18 protein-coding genes are annotated in these 17,356 nt (G+C 59.4%); 9 read left to right on the top strand and 9 right to left on the bottom strand.

The features are described 5' to 3' along the window. The first annotated feature begins 108 nt into the window (after positions 1-108). The 3 genes from BN1115_RS05670 to brnQ (BN1115_RS05660) all read left to right on the top strand — a co-directional run bounded on the left by BN1115_RS05670 (position 109) and on the right by brnQ (BN1115_RS05660) (position 4,023). On the top strand, positions 109-819 hold the full coding sequence (locus BN1115_RS05670; protein WP_042656412.1) for a tRNA1(Val) (adenine(37)-N6)-methyltransferase: 711 nt from the start codon (positions 109-111) through the stop codon (positions 817-819). Between the two features lie 191 nt (positions 820-1,010). Beyond that, a complete protein-coding gene (brnQ, locus tag BN1115_RS05665) occupies positions 1,011-2,315 on the top strand; it encodes a branched-chain amino acid transport system II carrier protein (protein WP_082034802.1) in 1,305 nt (434 codons plus the stop codon). A 430-nt stretch (positions 2,316-2,745) separates the two neighbouring features. After that, complete coding sequence (brnQ, locus tag BN1115_RS05660) at positions 2,746-4,023, top strand: branched-chain amino acid transport system II carrier protein (RefSeq protein ID WP_042656410.1); 1,278 nt, start codon at positions 2,746-2,748, stop codon at positions 4,021-4,023. 71 nt (positions 4,024-4,094) lie between these two features. Here brnQ (BN1115_RS05660) and BN1115_RS05655 read toward each other — a convergent pair whose 3' ends face one another. The 3 genes from BN1115_RS05655 to zur are packed head-to-tail and all read right to left on the bottom strand — an operon-like array spanning position 4,095 to position 5,239. Continuing rightward, the gene (locus tag BN1115_RS05655) at positions 4,095-4,325 is read right to left on the bottom strand and encodes a hypothetical protein (RefSeq protein ID WP_042656409.1); all 231 of its coding nucleotides are present in this window, start codon (positions 4,323-4,325) and stop codon (positions 4,095-4,097) included. Positions 4,326-4,329: 4 nt separating this feature from the next. Further along, on the bottom strand, positions 4,330-4,791 hold the full coding sequence (locus BN1115_RS05650; protein WP_042656408.1) for a chemotaxis protein CheX: 462 nt from the start codon (positions 4,789-4,791) through the stop codon (positions 4,330-4,332). Further along, the gene (gene zur / locus BN1115_RS05645; protein ID WP_005335805.1) at positions 4,781-5,239 is read right to left on the bottom strand and encodes a zinc uptake transcriptional repressor Zur; all 459 of its coding nucleotides are present in this window, start codon (positions 5,237-5,239) and stop codon (positions 4,781-4,783) included. The genes BN1115_RS05650 and zur overlap by 11 nt, the downstream gene beginning before the upstream one ends. A 137-nt stretch (positions 5,240-5,376) precedes the next feature. Here zur and dusA point away from each other — a divergent pair, with 137 nt between their 5' ends. Next, positions 5,377-6,363 (top strand): tRNA dihydrouridine(20/20a) synthase DusA, encoded by a 987-nt coding sequence (gene dusA / locus BN1115_RS05640; protein ID WP_042656407.1) that lies wholly within the window; start codon positions 5,377-5,379, stop codon positions 6,361-6,363. A gap of 66 nt (positions 6,364-6,429) precedes the next feature. On the opposite strand, the gene BN1115_RS05635 is transcribed toward dusA, so the two are convergent. The 3 genes from BN1115_RS05635 to BN1115_RS05625 all read right to left on the bottom strand — a co-directional run bounded on the left by BN1115_RS05635 (position 6,430) and on the right by BN1115_RS05625 (position 10,154). Beyond that, positions 6,430-7,989 (bottom strand): methyl-accepting chemotaxis protein, encoded by a 1,560-nt coding sequence (locus BN1115_RS05635; RefSeq protein WP_042656406.1) that lies wholly within the window; start codon positions 7,987-7,989, stop codon positions 6,430-6,432. A 130-nt stretch (positions 7,990-8,119) separates the two neighbouring features. Further along, positions 8,120-8,419 (bottom strand): hypothetical protein, encoded by a 300-nt coding sequence (locus tag BN1115_RS05630; RefSeq protein WP_042656405.1) that lies wholly within the window; start codon positions 8,417-8,419, stop codon positions 8,120-8,122. Between the two features lie 112 nt (positions 8,420-8,531). Next, positions 8,532-10,154: a peptide ABC transporter substrate-binding protein gene (locus BN1115_RS05625; RefSeq protein ID WP_042656404.1), complete on the bottom strand. Its 1,623-nt coding sequence runs from the start codon at positions 10,152-10,154 to the stop codon at positions 8,532-8,534. Positions 10,155-10,338: 184 nt separating this feature from the next. Between BN1115_RS05625 and BN1115_RS05620 the strand changes: the two genes are divergently transcribed. Beyond that, on the top strand, positions 10,339-11,046 hold the full coding sequence (locus tag BN1115_RS05620) for a ParB-like protein (protein ID WP_042656403.1): 708 nt from the start codon (positions 10,339-10,341) through the stop codon (positions 11,044-11,046). Positions 11,047-11,140: 94 nt separating this feature from the next. Here the strand turns inward: BN1115_RS05620 and BN1115_RS05615 are convergent, their stop codons facing one another. Beyond that, the gene (locus tag BN1115_RS05615; RefSeq protein ID WP_042656402.1) at positions 11,141-11,800 is read right to left on the bottom strand and encodes a CatB-related O-acetyltransferase; all 660 of its coding nucleotides are present in this window, start codon (positions 11,798-11,800) and stop codon (positions 11,141-11,143) included. A 284-nt stretch (positions 11,801-12,084) separates the two neighbouring features. Here BN1115_RS05615 and BN1115_RS05610 point away from each other — a divergent pair, with 284 nt between their 5' ends. Continuing rightward, a complete protein-coding gene (locus tag BN1115_RS05610) occupies positions 12,085-12,513 on the top strand; it encodes a DUF2753 family protein (protein ID WP_005335785.1) in 429 nt (142 codons plus the stop codon). 17 nt (positions 12,514-12,530) lie between these two features. Here BN1115_RS05610 and BN1115_RS05605 read toward each other — a convergent pair whose 3' ends face one another. Next, the gene (locus tag BN1115_RS05605) at positions 12,531-13,280 is read right to left on the bottom strand and encodes an enoyl-CoA hydratase-related protein (protein WP_042656401.1); all 750 of its coding nucleotides are present in this window, start codon (positions 13,278-13,280) and stop codon (positions 12,531-12,533) included. A 90-nt stretch (positions 13,281-13,370) separates the two neighbouring features. Between BN1115_RS05605 and BN1115_RS05600 the strand changes: the two genes are divergently transcribed. The 3 genes from BN1115_RS05600 (at position 13,371) to BN1115_RS05590 (ending at position 15,345) form a co-directional block, all read left to right on the top strand. Next, entirely contained in the window at positions 13,371-13,820 is a 450-nt protein-coding gene (locus BN1115_RS05600) for a copper chaperone PCu(A)C (RefSeq protein ID WP_042656400.1), read from the top strand. Positions 13,821-13,914: 94 nt separating this feature from the next. Further along, a complete protein-coding gene (locus BN1115_RS05595; RefSeq protein ID WP_042656399.1) occupies positions 13,915-14,547 on the top strand; it encodes a TIGR04219 family outer membrane beta-barrel protein in 633 nt (210 codons plus the stop codon). Between the two features lie 117 nt (positions 14,548-14,664). Beyond that, positions 14,665-15,345, top strand: coding sequence for an SDR family oxidoreductase (locus tag BN1115_RS05590; protein ID WP_042656398.1), 681 nt, complete (start codon positions 14,665-14,667; stop codon positions 15,343-15,345). A 94-nt stretch (positions 15,346-15,439) separates the two neighbouring features. Here BN1115_RS05590 and BN1115_RS05585 read toward each other — a convergent pair whose 3' ends face one another. Next, the gene (locus BN1115_RS05585) at positions 15,440-17,164 is read right to left on the bottom strand and encodes a proline--tRNA ligase (RefSeq protein WP_042656397.1); all 1,725 of its coding nucleotides are present in this window, start codon (positions 17,162-17,164) and stop codon (positions 15,440-15,442) included. Positions 17,165-17,356 lie beyond the last annotated feature (192 nt).

Raw genomic sequence — 17,356 nt, 5'->3', positions numbered from 1 at the left:
GTCATTAAGGAAACGGCAGATTATAGGCGATTATCTCGTCGGCTCCTATTGGTGAGTGTGTCTTAGCCGCTATAATCGCCCACCATTTTTTCAGATGACGGGGGCCATATGGGGCGTAGTCGCGGATTTACCTTCAAACAGTTCCATATCAATCACGATCGCTGCGCCATGAAGGTAGGCACCGATGGCATTCTGCTCGGTGCCTGGGCACCGGTCGAACGGGCGCACCGGGTGCTCGATATCGGCACCGGCAGCGGCCTGATCGCCCTGATGCTGGCCCAGCGCAGCAGATCTGACTGCCGTCTCGATGCGGTCGAGCTGGATATTAATGCGGCCAGCCAGGCGCGGGAGAATGCGGCGGCCTCTCCCTGGGCCGATCGGGTGACCATCATAGAGAGTGCCATTCAGGATTATCAGGCTGCCCCTTACGATCTTGTCGTCTCCAACCCCCCCTATTTCGTGGCAGGCCAGTCATTTAGCGATCCGGCGCGGGCGTTGGCCCGTCATACCGGCGCCCTCGATAGTCACGGATTACTGGCAGCCTGCAATCGTTTGCTGAGCCAGAACGGTCAGGTGGCGCTGGTACTGCCGACGGCGATGGCCGATGAAATTTTATGCATCTCGGCGCATTATGATCTGCATGGGATTTGTTATACAGCTGTTATCACCAGGGAGGGTAAAGAGGCAAATCGTGTTTTATTGCTACTTGGCAGAGGATTAAACAGGTGTGAGAGGGGGGAGATTGTGATCCATTCTGCTGATGGAGCCTATTCCGACAGATATATCCAACTGACCAGCCCCTTCTATTTGAAGATGTAAATTTCGTCTTGAACTATTTTTTCACGCCATTATGCTGGTTCCAGATCGAGCGCCCGCTCCAGACCAGCTAAAACCACTGGTTGTGATGAAAAAACACGCGGGGCTCTTTTTTTATCCCCCCTGAACACACCCGGTCAGCGACCGATAAAAACTATAACAAGCAATAATTTACAAGACAGACGAGGTTGAACTTGACGAAATCACTCACATTGTCCGATGTACTCGGATTAGGGTTTATGACCTTCGCCTTCTACCTGGGCGCCGGTAATATCATTTTCCCGCCGTTGGCCGGTTACATGGCCGGTGAGCACCTCTCCCTGGCGATGTTCGGCTTCCTGGTGACTGCCGTGGGCCTGCCCCTGGTGACCATTCTGGCCGTGGCGAAAGCCGGTAACGGCTGGGCGGGCATGACCAAGCTGCTGCCTGCCGGTGTCGCGACCGCGCTGGCCGTGGCCATCTATATCATCATCGGCCCGGCCTTTGCTGCTCCCCGTACCGGTCTGGTGGCCTACGAGATGGGTCTCAAGCCGTTCATCGGTGACATGGGTCAGGTGGGTCTGGCGGCCTATACCGTGATCTTCTTCGGCGTGGCCATGCTGGTTTCCATGAACCAGGGCAAGCTGATGGATGCCATCGGCAAATACCTGACACCGGTACTGATGCTGCTGCTGCTGACCCTGGCGGTCGGGGTATTCGTAGCGCCGCAAGGCACCATGCCTGATGCGTCCGGTGACTATCAGAACAGCCCCTTCGTGAAAGGGATCCTGGAAGGCTACAACACCATGGACACCCTGGCGTCCCTGATGTTTGGCGCCCTGATCGTCGACCTGCTGCGCCAGAAGGGCATCAACGACTACAAGAGCCAGTTCAAGTATCTGGCCATTGCCGGCCTCATCTCCGCCATTGGTCTGTGCGTGGTCTATGTTTCCCTGTTCCGTCTGGGTAACACCGCGGCCGGTGTGGCGACGGATGTCAGCAACGGTGGCGCCATCGTCAACGCCTACGTGTTGAGTCTGTTTGGTCAGCCCGGTCAACTGATCCTGGCCGCCATCATCACCCTGGCGTGCTTCACCACTGCCGTGGGTCTGATCTCCGCCTGTTCAGACTTCTTCCACAATCTCACCGGCATGAGCTACAAGAAGCTGGTGGTATTGCTGGGCGTTGTCTGCGCCGTGGTGGCCAACGTGGGCCTGAGCCAGTTGATCAGCCTCTCCATTCCGGTGCTGGTTGCCATCTATCCGGTTGCCGTGGCGCTGGTGCTGGTCACCTTCCTGAAGGGTTACTTCGGTCGTCCCCGTCTGGTGTTCCGTGCTGTGCTGGTGGTTGCCTTCCTGTTCGGTTGCCTGGATGGTCTGGGTGCTGCCGGCATGAAGATGGATGCGTTCGCCTTCCTGCCGCTGTTCGACAAGGGCCTCGCCTGGCTGATGCCGACCCTGCTGGCCTGCGTAGTGGGCATGGTGGTGCGTCCGACCGAGCTGGCCGCCGAAGCCGCCTGATCACGCCCGATGTGATGTTGCCAAGAGCCTGCCCCGTGCAGGCTCTTTTGTTTTTCATCTTTCTGCAGTCTGTGCCGCAGTGTCGTGATGATCGCTGTCGGCGACGTTCGTCAGTTCCACTCCTTTGCCACCCGTCCTCCCCTCTTGGTGCAACCTCTGTTTTGTATCCTTTTGAGATTTCCAAATTTATTGGTGATTAACTCTGCATAGTTAAATTGTTTCAATATATTAATTTGAGATTGAGCTTTTATTCATTTTCTTTATGCTGAGTGAGTGATTCTTATCCTGTCTCAGGACGAGAAAGAAGCAAGAGGTATTGTTACCGGTTATCTGCCAGGCAGTGGGTGCAATCAATAACAAGCTGATAAGGCAGATGAGGTTGGGTTTGACGGAATCATTGAAGTTGTCCGATGTATTCGGATTGGGGTTTATGACGTTTGCCTTCTATCTGGGGGCAGGCAATATCATTTTTCCGCCGCTGGCCGGTTTCATGGCCGGTGAGCATCTGCTGGCTGCCATGAGCGGCTTTTTGCTGACGGCGGTGGGCTTGCCGCTGATCACCCTGATTGCGGTGGCTAAGGGGAGTTCGGGTGGCGGCGCGGGTGGCTGGACCGGGATGACCCGCTATCTACCGGGCTGGGCCGCCACAGCGCTGGCCATCGCCATCTACATCATTATGGGACCGGCTTTTGCCACACCGCGCACAGGATTGGTCGCCTACGAGATGGGGCTCAAGCCCTGGCTTGGCGAGGCCGGCCAATACGGACTGCTGCTTTACAGCCTGCTCTTCTTTGCACTGGTGATCCTGGTCTCGCTGAATCGGGGTCGACTGTTGGATGCGGTGGGCAAATACCTGACACCGGCCCTGATGGTGATGCTGCTTATTCTGGCGGTCGGGGTCTTTATGGCGCCACAGGGCACTATGCCCTATGCCAGCGGCGACTATGTCGAGGCCCCGCTCATCAAGGGGATGCTGGAGGGGTACAACACCATGGATACCCTGGCCTCCCTGATGTTCGGTGCGCTTATCATCGGTTTGCTGCGGCGCAAGGGTATTGAAGACTACCCGAGCCAGTTCAAATACCTGACCATCGCAGGCCTGATCTCTGCGGCCGGACTCTCGGCGGTCTACATCTCCCTGTTCTACCTTGGCAATAGCGCAGCCGGAGTGGCGAGCGATACCAGCAATGGCGGCGCCATCGTCAATGCCTACGTCCTGAGCCTGTTTGGTCAGCCGGGGCAGTTCATCCTGGCCGCCATCATCACCCTGGCCTGCTTTACCAGTGCGGTCGGTCTGCTTTGCGCTAGTGCCGACTTCTTCCACAGTCTGGCTGGCTGGACATACCGCAAGTGGGTGCTGCTGATGGGCTGCTTGTGCGTCCTGGTGGCCAATGTGGGGTTGAGCGAGCTGATCAGGCTCTCTATTCCGGTACTGGTGGCCATCTATCCGGTTGCCATCGCGCTGGTGCTGGTGACTTTTGCTCAGGGTAGCTTCGGTCGGCCACGTCTGGTGTTTCGTGCCGTGCTGCTGGTGGCCTTCCTGTTCGGCTGCCTGGACGGACTGGGCGCTGCCGGTATGCAGATGGATGTGTTCGCCTTCCTGCCGCTGTTCGACAAGGGGCTCGCCTGGTTGTTGCCGACCCTGCTGACCTGTGGCCTTGGCATCTTGGTGCGGTCAAGCGGGAAGCTGGCTGCCGAAGCGGCCTGATCCACGGTCAGAGATAGCAAAGAGGCCAGCATCTGCTGGCCTCTTCTGTTTCTGCTGGATCCGTTAACAAGTCAGATTTGCGGGCCTGTCGGCTTGGGTTTGCCGTCCAGACCGTACCAGTGGGTTTGCACCCGTCCGGCATGCCACTCGAAGGTGCCCCAAGGCTGCTTGGCTTCCCAGCGGGGGAAGTTGATGAGCACCCGGTTATCCTCGTATTTGTAGAGGGAGGTGCTGATCTGGATATCCGACAGGATCAACAACAGGGCCCAGCAGATGAAAATCCATTTCAATGCTTTCCACATAGGGTTACTCGAAGCAGATTTCGATGGTGGCGCGGCCGTAATCTGATTCGAACGGCATCATGATCTTGGTGCCATCGGCCCGGTGAGTGATGGTGTGGTTGGCTCCGGAAACGATGATGGGGGTGGCCATATCAAACTCGTAACCCTTCTCACCCAGCATCCGCTTGGCGCCACCGGTTACCATGTTGGTGATTTCACCGACCATGTCGGTCACCTCTTCGTTGATGTTGGCGGGGGCTTCCCCCAGCATGCGGCGCATGATCTCCAGCGCCAGCCCCTTCTCGAAGCTGATGGAGAGAGAACCACGGGTCTGCGGGCCGACCATGCCGATCAGGCCGGAGACGTCGCCGCGCGCCAGCTCATCCATCTTGCGTTTCGGTTTGCCCGGTTTGAGTTCCAGCTGTGCCATGGTGGAGAGCACATTGAGCAGGGATAGCAGGAACGGATTTACAAAATCAGCCTTCATGATGACTTCCTACAGTGGGCGTACAGCGAGCACATTGACCATGTGCCTCGATTGTCTTATTGGTAATCGTAAAACCATGCAAGTGGGCTTGCTCGGAAAACGCGCTATCTATGGCCGTATCGTGCAGCTCGACCACATCGCCGCACTCGTCGCAGATCAGTAGCTGCATCGGGTGAGCATGATCGAAGTGGCAGCAGAAGATAAATGCGTTGAGCGATTCCACCTTGTGAGCAAAGCCCTGTTCGAGCAAAAAATCGAGTGCCCGATAGACGGTTGGCGGCTTGGCATTGGCTTCGGTTTGTTGCAGCTGGGCTAACAAATCATAGGCGCTGATGGCGTTGCCGTGTGCCGCCAGCAGGCGAAATACCTGACGCCGGGTCGGGGTGAAGCGGATCCCTCGCTGTATACAGAGTCGCTCGGCTCGTTGTAAAAGTTGGTCTTGATTCATGATCGCGCAGATACCCTTTCTATTAACCGGATACTATCACAGGGCCTCGCATGGCGCGGCGACAAAATTCATTTTCTGGGGCTGCTTCACGTTGTGATAAAATCCGCCCCTTTCTTTAGCCAACCCGGATGATTTTTATGCAGGCGCAGCGTTTTTCCATCGCCCCCATGCTGGACTGGACCGATCGGCATTGCCGTTACTTTCATCGACTGATGAGCCGCCAGACCTTGCTCTATACCGAAATGGTGACCACCGGCGCCATCATTCACGGCAAGGGGGATTATCTGGGTTACAGCGAGCAGGAGCACCCCATCTCCCTGCAGCTGGGTGGCAGCAATCCGGTCGATCTGGCGCGCTGTGCCAAGCTGGCCGAGGAGCGCGGCTATGACGAGGTGAACATCAACGTCGGCTGCCCCTCCGATCGGGTGCAAAACGGTCGCTTTGGTGCCTGCCTGATGGGGGAACCGGCGCTGGTGGCGGACTGCGTCAAGGCGATGCGCGATGTGGTCGATATTCCGGTGACGGTGAAGACCCGTATCGGTATCGACGATCAGGACTCCTACGAATTTCTGCAGGCATTCATCGAACAGGTGCGCGATGCCGGTTGCGACACCTTTATCGTCCATGCCCGCAAGGCGTGGCTGAGCGGCCTGAGTCCCAAGGAGAACCGTGAGATCCCGCCGCTCGATTATCCCCGCGTCTATCGGGTCAAGCAGGATTACCCGGAGCTGACCATCGCCCTCAACGGTGGTGTTACTTCCATGGAGCAGACTCTCGAGCACCTGCAACACGTCGATGGCGTCATGATGGGGCGCGAAGCCTATCAGAATCCCTACATTCTGGCGCAGGTAGACAACCTGGTGTTCGGCCAGAACGGAGCTGTGCCGAGTCGTCACGAGGTGGTGCGGATGATGCTGCCCTATATCGAGCAGGAGCTGGCCAAGGGCAACTACCTCTCCCACATGACCCGCCACATTTTGGGGCTGTTCCAGAACATGCAGGGGGCCCGCGCCTGGCGCCGCCACCTGAGCGAGAACGCCTGCAAACCGGGCGCAGGTATTCAGGTGGTGCTGGATGCCATGGCCAAGGTGCCGGAGTTTGCCAGCAGCGAGACGGCCGAATAAGCCGCTGTCAGCAGCAAGAACCACAAAAAGCGCGTCAATCGACGCGCTTTTTTTATCGCTGTCGCTTCAATATCTGAACTGGTTGATCAGCCGCGAGAGATCCTGCAGCCGTTCCACCAGCAGGGTGATGCCATCGAGGGCTTGCCTGCTGTTGTCGGCGGTGTGGCTGGCCAGCTGGTGGATCTGGTGTACCCCTTCGTCGAGTGTCGCCGTGACGTCGGCCTGCTGACTCACCGCCTGGGCGATCTCGTCGCTGGTGCGGGTCACCTGTCCCAGCATCCGGTTGATCTGGGTGAGCACGTCGGCGGTGGTGCCTGCGTGCTGCTGGCAGCGCACCGAGGTCTGTGCCCCTTGCGTCATCCCGTCCGACAGCTGTCGGGTGGTCTGTTGCAGCGCCTGGATCATCTCGTGGATCTCGCTGGTCGAGGCGCGGGTCTTCTGGGCCAGCGCCCTCACTTCATCCGCCACCACCGCAAAACCGCGTCCCTGTTCGCCCGCCCGGGCGGCCTCGATGGCCGCATTGAGGGCGAGCAGGTTGGTCTGGTCGGCGATTTGGCTGATCACCTCCAGAATGCCGCTGATCTTCTGGCTGTCGCTGGTGAGCTGGGCCAACACGGCGTGGTTGGCATCCAGCTCCTGATGGAGTTGGTTGACGGAGGATTGGGTAGTCGCCAGTGCTTGCAGCCCCTCGGCGGAGACCTGTTGCACCTCGGTGACCAGATTGCTCGCCTCATGGGCGCTGTGTGCTACATCGCGAATGGAGTGGCTCAGCTCGGTGATGGCGGTCGCCAGCTGCTCGCTGTGGGCGCGCTGCTGCTGCAGATGAGTATCGATGGTCTGGATATTGCCTCGGTCATCTTCGGCTGCCTGCAGGATCTGCTGGTTGGTGTCGGCGCTGCGCCCGACCACGGCCTTGAGCTCGGCCTGCTTCATCCGCAAGGCCAGTTCAACGGCCGCCAGGGTGTCGCGCCGCCGGGTGTAGAGCACCTGACAGAGGCGGGTTCCCTTGTCTTGATCGGCAAGGGTGAGCAGATGAGCCAGCCGCTGCTGCAAGCGCCAGCCGTGGGTTGCCTGTGCCAGCAGCAACAGGGCGGTGGGCAGCAGCCAGCACAGGTTGCCGGTAGCAAAAGCAATAAGGGTGGTAAGCAATGTAGCAATGGAGAGCCAGAGGGTCAGTTGGCCCGGTTCAATGTGAAGCCGGCTCAGCCAGGGAAGCGCCTTGCCGCTGCGCAGCAGGCCATAGAGCTGCTCGGCCCAGGCCACATCGCTGGCAGCGGGTTTGGTGCGTACCGACTGGTACTCGACGATCTCCTTCTGTGCATTGAGGATCGGGGTGACGTAAGCGTTTACCCAATAGAACTGACCGCTTTTGGCGCGGTTCTTGACCAGCCCCATCCAGCTTTTGCCCTGTCGCAGCCGCTGCCACATGTCGGCGAAGGCCGCCTTGGGCATGTCGGGGTGACGCACCAGATTGTGGGGCAACCCTTCCATCTCGGCAGCACCATACCCGGCCACATCACAGAAGTGCTGGTTGGCGTAGGTAATATGGCTGGCGGGATCCGTGGTCGAGATTAGTGCGATGTTGTCGGGGAAGTGTATCTCCCCCTCCTGATGGCGTGTGGTCATGTGTCGTTCCTGAAAAAGCCAACTAACTGATAAATATCTTTTTATTTTCAGCTAATCATTCTAAGGCTCTTCAGTGACCCGAACTTGGCTTGGGTCAATTAATCAACACAATGAATTGATGAAGTGAGGGTCAGCTGGCTGGGGCGAAATCGTGAATTTCGCCGGTTCTCGGTTTAAAGCGTGGATCGCCATCTTTGTAGCTGCGCACCAGCTGCATGGTCTTGCAGAAGCTGGCCTGCTTGTCGTACTCCTGACGGGCCAACTCGATGGCTCGCTCGGCCCGGCGCCGCTCCATCTTGTCAGACTGGCGATCGCTGAACTGTTGCTGCTGGTGCAGCATCCAGCCGACAAACTCTTGCTGGCATTGGGATTCGCTATTGGCCTGCACAGGCAGGGTCCACAACAGGGGGAGCAGTAACAGATAACGCATGTTCAACCGATGATAAGAGGGGGTGTTCACTAGAAGGTCGGCATTTTATGCCTAAAACTTGAGCATGAACAGTATCAATAAGAGGGCCGCCCGCAGGCGGCCCTCTTCGGTTTCAGCCTTGACGGCCAGTTCGGTGTTTGACGAGATAGAGCTGGCGGCTGTAGGCCACATCTTCCGGGTTGTTGATGGGGTAGCCCTTGAGCCATGGCTTGATGAGGCGGGCATTGGTGTACTGGTAGATGGGGGCGATGGGGGCCTGCTCCAGCAGGATTGCCTCCGCCTCGCCAAACAGCTTGCTGCGGCTGGCTATATCCTGAGTGCTGGCCGCCTCTACCAGTAGCTGGTCATAACGGGCATTGGCGAAGCCCGCCATATTGCCGCTGTGACGGGAGCCCCACAGGCCGAGGAACGCTGACGGGTCGTTGTAGTCGGCCACCCAGGAGGAGCGGATTACCTCAAACTGACCGCTCTGGCGGCTGTCGAGATAGGTTTTCCACTCCTGATTGGTCAGCTCGACCTCGGCGCCCAGCTTCTGCTTCCACATACTGGCAATCGCCAGTGCCATCTTCTTGTGAATTTCCGCGGTGTTGTAGAGCAGGGTCAGCTTGAGCGGCTTGCCTGGGCCGTAACCGGCCTCCTTGAGCAGGGCCTTGGCCTTGCTGTCCAGCGCCGGCTGGCTGCTGGTGGAGAGCAGGTTGGTGGCCGGGGTGAAGCTGGCGGTCACATCCGGGGTGAAGTGATAAGCCGGTTTCTCGCCAGTGCCGAGCACCTTGTCGGCGATCAGGGCGCGGTCGATGGTGTAGGAGAGCGCCTTGCGCACCCGCACATCGTCGAGCGGCGCCTGCTTGGTATTGAAGGCGTAGTAGTAGGTGCCGAGCTGATCCGGGGTGTAGACCTCATCCGGGATCTGCTGCTTCAGCTTGTCGTACTGCTCCTTGGGGAAGGACTCGGTGATATGCAGATCGCCAGCCAGATAGCGGTTGGTGGCCGCGCTCTCCTGATTGATCGGCATGAAGATCACCTTGGTCAATACGGTATGGGCCCGATCCCAGTAATGGGGGTTGGGGGTCAGCTCCAGCTTCTCGTTGACTACCCGGTTGTTCAGCACAAAGGCACCGTTACCAACCAGCTTGCCCGGTTGGGTCCACTGGTTGCCGTACTGCTCAATGCTGGCCTGATGGAGCGGCGAAAGGCTGGGGTGGCTCAGCAGGTTCAGGAAGTAGGGCACCGGTTGGGAGAGGGTCACCTGCAGGGTATGGTCATCGAGGGCCTTGACCCCCAGCTCGCTGGCAGGCAATTTGCCAGCGACTATCTCATCCACCTTGTCGAAGCGGGCCAGCTGGGCAAACCAGGCGAAGGTGGCCGCCTCTTTCGGGTCGACCAGCTTGCGCCAGCCGTAGACGAAGTCGCCGGCCTTGACCGGATCGCCGTTGGACCAGCGTGCATCCGGGCGCAGATGGAAGGTAAAGAACTTGTTGCCCTTGTTCTCCCAGCTGGCCGCCACCCCGGCAACCGGTTTGCCATCCGGCCCCTGGGTCAGCAGCCCCTCGAACAGATCCCGCAGTACCTGCAACTCCGGCAGGCCGACCAGCTTGAGCGGGCTCAGGCTGGCAGGTTCATCCTTGAGGTGGCGAACGACAATCTGCTCGGCGGCGAGTTGTGTTCCGGCGGGAATATCGGCAGCCTGGACAGCAGCACAGCCCAGCAGGGCCAGCAAGGGGGTCCATCCTTTCATGGGTCGGATCCTTCAAATAGTGTGAAGCGGGGTGAAAACTCGGCGAGAAAATATCGCCGACAGATGGGAAATCATGATATCCCGTTTGCTGGTCTGACCGCCAGCATTCGACTCTCACGCCCAATCGAGGTAGCAGAGCGTTTTCGGCGTCTGTGCAGTTCAATGTGGTGAGGAGTGTCAAACGATGAAAGCATGGTTATTGCTGGCCTGTGTGTTGAGCCAGGGTGCCTGGGCGTTGGCCCCGTGCCAGAGCGACACGGCGGTAGGCAACTGGTGCGAGATCGGCATCGATGCCTTGCACCCGACGCAGGGGGGCGTTGGCCAGATCCAGGTCGATGAGACCCAGGCCACATTGGCGGGCATGAGCGCAAAGCAGCTCGACAAGTTGATGAAAAAGAAAGAGATTCCTGTAGTGATTGCGCCGGATGGCCGCTACTGGCTGGTGGACAGACACCATCTCACCAAGGCGCTGTGGCAGCAGGGCGTCAAGGATGCGCGGGTCAAGGTGATTGGTCGTCTGCAGGACAAGGCCAACTTCTGGAGCCAGATGCAGAACAACCACTGGGCCTGGCTCAAGGATGAGAAGGGGCAGCCGCTGACCCCGGAGCAGTTGCCGACCCGCATCGACCAGCTACCTGATTACCCCTATCGCACCCTGGCCGGACTGCTGCAGGATGCGGGCTATTTTCGCAAGGACAAGCAGGTCTATTTCGTCGAATTTGCCTGGGCCAGCTGGCTCGGCAAGCAGATGCAGTGGATGCCTGTCGATAACTCCAATCTGGCCGCCCGGCTGCAACAGGCCAAACGGCTCGCCTGCGGCAGCGATGCCAGTGACTTGCCCGGTTATCCCGGCAAGCAGTGCAGTCTCAACCAGTCCAAAAGCGCGCAGTGAGCGGATGGGCGATGACGCCATCCAGAGCATGCCAGAGCTAAAAGAGGGCGACCCACGGGTCGCCCTTATGCTGTCAGCTACTGGTTAGCAGTGGTCACTCATGGCACTCAGCCCAGCGGGCGGCTGCCTGTTCAAGCAGGGCAACTTCACCTTGCTGGATCAGTGGCAACAGGGCGTTGACCTGCTGATCCGGCCAATCCCACCAGGCGAGGGCCTGCAGCCGGGCAATCTCCTCCTCGCCAAAGCGCATCCGCACCACCCTGGCCGGGGTGCCCGCCACCATGGCATAGGGCGGCACATCCTGATTGACCAGCGAGCTGGCGGCGATGATGGCGCCATCGCCGATGGTGACGCCGGGCATGATCATCGCCTCCATGCCGATCCAGACATCGTTGCCGATGCGGGTATCGCCGGCGGGGCGGTAGCTGCGTTGGAGCGCCGCCAGATCAGAGAACGGATAGGTGCTGATGAAGGACGTGTTGTGGGTGTGGTTGCCGCCCATGATGATCTTCACCCCGGCGGCAATCTGCACATAGTCGCCGATATGGAGCCGGTCGATATGCCAGAGCGGCTCCCAGCCGGTTTCCGGGCTGCGGCTGAAGGGATCTCCATGGAGGTAGCGTACCGCCACCTCTTCGAAGGGGCCATCCCAGGCGCCCGAGTAGTAGCTGTGCTGACCCTTGAAGCAGATATTGGGGTTGGTCACCGTCAGGTGCAGGTATTCGACCTGTGACCAGTGTTGGCAGGTGTTCATGTTGGTACTCCTTTGCTGAATGGATCGGATGGGTTGCGTTCGCGTGAGCGCAGCTAATAGATCCAGACCAGCATGCGGGGCACGCAGAGCAGGGAGCAGCCCAGCATCTGCGGGAGGCGTGGTCGCATTGTGGTGTGCTCCAAAGAAGGGGGAGGAGCACGATCATAAGGTCGGGCGCCGGGTTTGCCAAGGTTGCGCAGAGATCCTGCACTAACCCTCTGGTTGATATTTATTCTCAATTAGCCATGATGACACTCCCACCATGACGGACTCGGGAGAGCGAGATGACACCGCAAAGTTGGCAACGATACATGCTGGAGGCAGAGCGAGCCTGGCAGGCCGGTTCGCTGGGGGCGGCGATCTGCTTTTATCAGCAGGCGCTGGGGGATGTTTACGAGATGACCCAGGTCGAGTTGACCGAACTGGCCACCATGCGGGTCGCCACCTGTCACCGGCTGGCCGACTTCTGGCGGGCGATGGATGAGCCGACTTATGAGCTGCGCTACCTGAAGCTCGCCTCCGAGCTGGTCACGGCGCTGGTACCACAATGCCCGAACCGGGAGTGCGAGGCACTGATCAGCGAGCTGGGTTGCTGTCGTGGTGCCCTGCTCGCCTTTCTCAAGCGTCACCCCAATCCGGAAATTGCCCGGCTGATCCAGCTACAGGACAAGGTGCAGGGCTGCGAGCTGATCGGCCGTTTTCGCCTCAACTGAGCGGATTTGGGGGCGGCTCAGCTCCGCCGTTTGAGTTTCTGGGCGATCCGTTGCTGCGCCTCTTCCCCTTGCAGTGCCTGCGCGAAGGCGCGCGCCTCCAGATCGATGACAAAGTGCACCGCCTGTTTGAGCTCCTGTTTCAGCAGCGCCTTGCTCTTTTGCAGCGCTTTGGGCGGTTTGGCTGCCAGCTTCAACCCCTGTTCGCGGGCAAAGGGGAGCAATCCATCGGCCGCCACCACCTTGTTGGCCAGCCCGAGCCGCAGCGCCTCCTCGGCATCAATGGCTTCGGCCAGCAGCAACAGCTCGGCCGCCTTGAGGTGCCCCACCAGACGCGGCAGCAGCAGGCTGGAGGCAAACTCCGGCACCAGCCCCAGCTCGACGAAGGGGAGCTGCAAGCGGGCGTTATCCGCCAGATAGACCAGATCGCAGTGCAGCAGGATGGTGGTGCCAATCCCTACCGCCGGGCCGCCGACCGCGGCGATCACGGGTTTGGGGAAATCGGCCAGGGTGTGGAGGAACTGCAGGATGGGGTCGTCGGGCTCCAGCGCGCTCTTGCCCATAAAGTCGGCCAGATCATTGCCCGCGGTAAAGCAATCTTGCTGCCCCTGTAACATCAGGACGTGCACCTCCTCATCGGCCGCCGCCTCTCGCAGCGCCGCGACCAGTTGTTGATACAACTCGGTATTGAGGGCGTTGCGCTTGTCGGGGCGGTTGAGGGTCAGGGTGAGCAAGCCATCCTGCTGCTCAGCAATGAGAATGGGGGCCATGTCTAAATCCTTGTTATTGAAAGGTGCAAAAAAGGTTGCCGTTGCGGTAACCTCTGGGCCGTTTAACAACATCATAAAAGGATTTCAACCATGTTTAAACGTGCGTTTTATTCTCTGCTGGTTCTGGGTATGACGGCGCCGGCACTGGCCAAGGTCGAGGCCGTCGATGGCTATGTGCGCCTGTTGCCGCCGGGTTCCCCCAACACCGCCGCCTTTATGGTGCTCAAGAATGACGCCGACCAGCCGGTCAAGCTGGTGGCGGCAGCTTCTGCTGCGGCCGGGCGTGCCGAGCTGCACACTCACCTGCACGAAAATGGTGTGATGAAGATGCGTCAGGTCGAGAGCATCGAGATCCCGGCCAAGGGCGAGGCGGTGCTGAAACCGGGCAGCCTGCACATCATGCTGTTCGGGGTGGGCACGCTCTCCGAGCAGACTCCTGTTCCGCTTACCCTCACCATGGACGATGGTCAGAAGCTGGATCTGTCGCTGCCGGTGAAGCCGATTGAGCCGATGGCAGAGATGGATCATATGAAGCACTGACATTTGTCGTCGCTTGTTCAGCATTCCCGCTGGGTATTTTGGCTGTGCCGAGTAAAATAGTGCCCTTTCCATGTATGCAAGAGGAAGTGAAGTGATGAAGAAGACACTGATTGCCGGTTTTGTGTTGGCTCTGTGCAGCCAGAGTGCCATGGCCGCTGACGACTGGCGTTTCGCCGCCGGTGCTGACGTATGGGCAGCCAAGGGCAGTGGTCAGGCTTACGGCACCAGTGCCGATGGCAGCTATGACGACAGCTACAACTGGAACGGCTATCTGCAACTGGAACACGGCATCATCTTCCTGCCGAACGCCAAGTTTGAAGTCTCCGATTTCAGCACCTCCGGCGGTGCGTTCAAAAATGACCTGACCGCCTACGATCTGAGCCTCTACTACCGTCTGTTCAACAACGATCTGTTCAAGATCGATCTGGGTATGACCGGTCGTCACTACGATGGCGAGCAGGTTTACTGGGGCCGCCAGGGCTATAAAGAAGATACCCTGATGGCCTATGCCGGCAGCGAAGTGAAGATCCCGGGCACCGGTATCTCCTTCTTCGGCGACCTGCGCACTCACGATGCAGACAACTATGACTACCGTCTGGGTGGCGCATACAAGTTCTCCTCCATGCCGATCAAGCTGCGCGCCGGCTGGCGTGAAGCCAAAGTCGATTTCGACAATATCGATCAGTCAATCGACGGCTGGTTCATGGGTGGTGAATTCACTTTCTAATCTGACGGTGGTCTGACGACGCGTCGCCAACATCGAGCAGCGCATTGACGGTCGGCTGGTTTATGGACTGTGAGTTTATTTTCCAATATGGCCATCAGCTGGCAACGAGGAGGGATAATGGGGCACATCATAGTCACTGGCGCCGGTTCCGGTCTGGGCCGGGCCCTGACCATAGGTCTGGTTGAGCGGGGCCATCAGGTTTCCATGATGGGGCGCCGTTATCAGCGACTGCAGGAGCAGGAGCAACTGCTCGGTAGTGCGGTGATCGGCATCGCTGCCGATCTGGCGCACCATGAAGAGGTCGACGTCGCCTTCGCCGCTGCGGTGGAGTGGGGCGGCTTGCCCGAGCTGGTGCTGCACTGCGCCGGGGTGGGCGAATTCGGCCCGGTCGGTGTCTACACCGCCGAGCAGATCCGCCGTGTGGTGGAGAGCAATCTCATCTCCACCATTCTGGTGGCCCAGCAGACGGTGCGGCTCATCGGCGATAAAGGCGGAGTGCTGGCCAACGTGCTCTCCTCCGCCGCGCAGGTGGGCAAGGCCAACGAGAGCCTCTACTGCGCCTCCAAATGGGGGATGCGTGGCTTTCTCGAATCCTTGCGCGCCGAGCTGAAAGGCTCGCCGCTGCGGCTGGTCAACCTCTACCCGAGCGGGATCCGCAGCGAATTTTGGGACAACTCGGATCATGTGGATCCGAGCGGTTTCATGACCCCGGAAGATGCGGCGGCCTATATGCTCGACGCACTGGAAGCCAGAAGCAGCTGCCACGTGACCGATCTCTTTATCGGTCGCAATCCCTGAGGCGAAGCCCGCCATCCGGTTGCCGTCGTCAGAACATACAGAAACAAAAAGCGCGCCAAACGGCGCGCTTTTCTATTCAGGCAAGGGGGCGGAATTAACGGCCCAGCTTGGCCTTGAGCATGGCGATGATGTCGCCAATGGCGACTTCCTGCTTCTCGCCGGAGCGGCGGCACTTGTACTCGACCACGCCGTTGTCCAGACCGCGATCGCCGATGACGATGGCATGCGGGATGCCCAGCAGCTCCATGTCGGCGAACATCACGCCCGGACGCTCTTTACGGTCGTCGAACAGCACGTCCACACCAGCGGCTTTCAGCTCGGCGTAGAACTGCTGTGCCTGCTCGGCCACGCGCTCGGATTTGTGCATGTTCATCGGCACGATGGCCACTTCGAACGGAGCGATGGCGTCCGGCCAGATGATGCCGTACTGGTCGTTGTTTTGCTCGATGGCCGCCGCCACCAGACGGGAAACCCCGATACCGTAGCAACCCATCTCCATGGTGACGGACTTGCCGCCTTCGTTCAGCACGCTCGCCTTCATCGCTTCTGAGTACTTGGTACCCAGCTGGAAGATGTGGCCCACTTCGATACCGCGCTTGAGCAGCAGCTTGCCCTGGCCGCATGGGCTCGGGTCGCCTTCTACTACGTTGCGCAGGTCGGCCACTTCATAGGTAGCGATGTCGCGATCCCAGTTGGCACCGGTCAGGTGGAAGCCAGTCTCGTTGGCGCCGCAGACGAAGTCAGCCAGATGGGCAGCGCTGCGATCGACGATGATGCGACCGGCAAAGCCGACCGGGCCGATGGAGCCTGCATCGCAACCGGCGGCAGCTTTAATCTGCTCGTCGTTGGCGAAGGTCAGCGGGTTGGCCACGCCAGCCAGTTTCTCGGCCTTGATCTCGTTCAGCTCGTGGTCGCCACGCAGTACCAGCGCGATGACGGCCTGCTTGCCGTGCTCATCTTCCTCTGCCAGTACCAGCAGGGTCTTGGCGATGGCGGTCGGTGCCACGTTCAGGAAGGCGGCCACTTCATCGATGGTGTGGACGTTCGGGGTGGCAACCTTGGTCAGGGCTGCGCTGGCGGCAGCGCGCTCACCAGCCGGTGCCAGCGCTTCGGCCATCTCGATGTTGGCGGCGTAATCGGAGCTGTCGGAGAAGGCGATCAAGTCTTCACCGCTCTCGGCCAGCACCTGGAATTCGTGGGAACCGGTACCCCCGATGGAGCCGGTATCGGCCTGCACCGGACGGAAGTTCAGGCCCATGCGGGTGAACGCCTTGCAGTAGGCGGCGTGCATCTTCTCGTAGGTATCGACCAGAGACTCTTTGTCGATGTGGAAGGAGTAGGCATCCTTCATCAGGAACTCGCGGCCACGCATCACGCCGAAACGGGGGCGCACTTCGTCGCGGAACTTGGTCTGGATCTGGTAGAGGTTGAGCGGCAGCTGCTTGTAGCTGTTCACTTCGTAACGCACCAGCGCAGTGATCACCTCTTCGTGGGTCGGGCCCAGCACGAAGGGACGGTTGTGACGGTCGGTCAGACGGCACAGCTCGGGACCGTAGTCATCCCAGCGGCCGGACTCCTGCCACAGCTCGGCGGGTTGCACCACCGGCATGGAGACTTCGACGGCACCAGCATTGTTCATCTCTTCGCGAACAATGTTCTCGATTTTCTTCAGTACCCGCAGACCGGTTGGCAACCAGGCATACATGCCGGAGGCCAGTTTACGGATCATCCCGGCGCGCAGCATCAGCTGGTGGCTGACAACTTCAGCGTCGGAGGGGGTTTCCTTGAGAGTGGAAAGCAGATATTGGCTGGTACGCATCGCGGTAGACCTTAGCTAGAACGGGCGCGGGGCCCAGGATAATTTCAAGGGCGGAATTTTAACAGGCTGGGCGTTATGGCCCAAGGGCTAAATTTGCCGCAACCCGAAAGGTGGCAACGCCCGGCAGATGGTCAGGGTAATGACCATTACAACAAGCAGGCTTTTTATGCCTGCAATTTGGCCGGATCTCCG

The organism is Aeromonas allosaccharophila, from assembly GCF_000819685.1.
GTDB classification, from domain to species: domain Bacteria; phylum Pseudomonadota; class Gammaproteobacteria; order Enterobacterales; family Aeromonadaceae; genus Aeromonas; species Aeromonas allosaccharophila.
The sequence above is the reverse complement of the archived record's forward strand: the minus strand, read 5'-3'. Positions and strand labels throughout refer to the sequence as shown.

What these genes read in the sequence shown, in the direction of transcription:
- BN1115_RS05670 (WP_042656412.1), top strand. Translation starts at nt 109, where the DNA reads ATGGGGCGTAGTCGCGGATTTACCTTCAAACAGTTCCATATCAATCAC.
- brnQ (WP_042656410.1), top strand. Translation starts at nt 2,746, where the DNA reads ATGACGTTTGCCTTCTATCTGGGGGCAGGCAATATCATTTTTCCGCCG.
- BN1115_RS05655 (WP_042656409.1), bottom strand. Translation starts at nt 4,325, where the DNA reads ATGTGGAAAGCATTGAAATGGATTTTCATCTGCTGGGCCCTGTTGTTG.
- BN1115_RS05650 (WP_042656408.1), bottom strand. Translation starts at nt 4,791, where the DNA reads ATGAAGGCTGATTTTGTAAATCCGTTCCTGCTATCCCTGCTCAATGTG.
- zur (WP_005335805.1), bottom strand. Translation starts at nt 5,239, where the DNA reads ATGAATCAAGACCAACTTTTACAACGAGCCGAGCGACTCTGTATACAG.
- dusA (WP_042656407.1), top strand. Translation starts at nt 5,377, where the DNA reads ATGCAGGCGCAGCGTTTTTCCATCGCCCCCATGCTGGACTGGACCGAT.
- BN1115_RS05635 (WP_042656406.1), bottom strand. Translation starts at nt 7,989, where the DNA reads ATGACCACACGCCATCAGGAGGGGGAGATACACTTCCCCGACAACATC.
- BN1115_RS05630 (WP_042656405.1), bottom strand. Translation starts at nt 8,419, where the DNA reads ATGCGTTATCTGTTACTGCTCCCCCTGTTGTGGACCCTGCCTGTGCAG.
- BN1115_RS05625 (WP_042656404.1), bottom strand. Translation starts at nt 10,154, where the DNA reads ATGAAAGGATGGACCCCCTTGCTGGCCCTGCTGGGCTGTGCTGCTGTC.
- BN1115_RS05620 (WP_042656403.1), top strand. Translation starts at nt 10,339, where the DNA reads ATGAAAGCATGGTTATTGCTGGCCTGTGTGTTGAGCCAGGGTGCCTGG.
- BN1115_RS05615 (WP_042656402.1), bottom strand. Translation starts at nt 11,800, where the DNA reads ATGAACACCTGCCAACACTGGTCACAGGTCGAATACCTGCACCTGACG.
- BN1115_RS05610 (WP_005335785.1), top strand. Translation starts at nt 12,085, where the DNA reads ATGACACCGCAAAGTTGGCAACGATACATGCTGGAGGCAGAGCGAGCC.
- BN1115_RS05605 (WP_042656401.1), bottom strand. Translation starts at nt 13,280, where the DNA reads ATGGCCCCCATTCTCATTGCTGAGCAGCAGGATGGCTTGCTCACCCTG.
- BN1115_RS05600 (WP_042656400.1), top strand. Translation starts at nt 13,371, where the DNA reads ATGTTTAAACGTGCGTTTTATTCTCTGCTGGTTCTGGGTATGACGGCG.
- BN1115_RS05595 (WP_042656399.1), top strand. Translation starts at nt 13,915, where the DNA reads ATGAAGAAGACACTGATTGCCGGTTTTGTGTTGGCTCTGTGCAGCCAG.
- BN1115_RS05590 (WP_042656398.1), top strand. Translation starts at nt 14,665, where the DNA reads ATGGGGCACATCATAGTCACTGGCGCCGGTTCCGGTCTGGGCCGGGCC.
- BN1115_RS05585 (WP_042656397.1), bottom strand. Translation starts at nt 17,164, where the DNA reads ATGCGTACCAGCCAATATCTGCTTTCCACTCTCAAGGAAACCCCCTCC.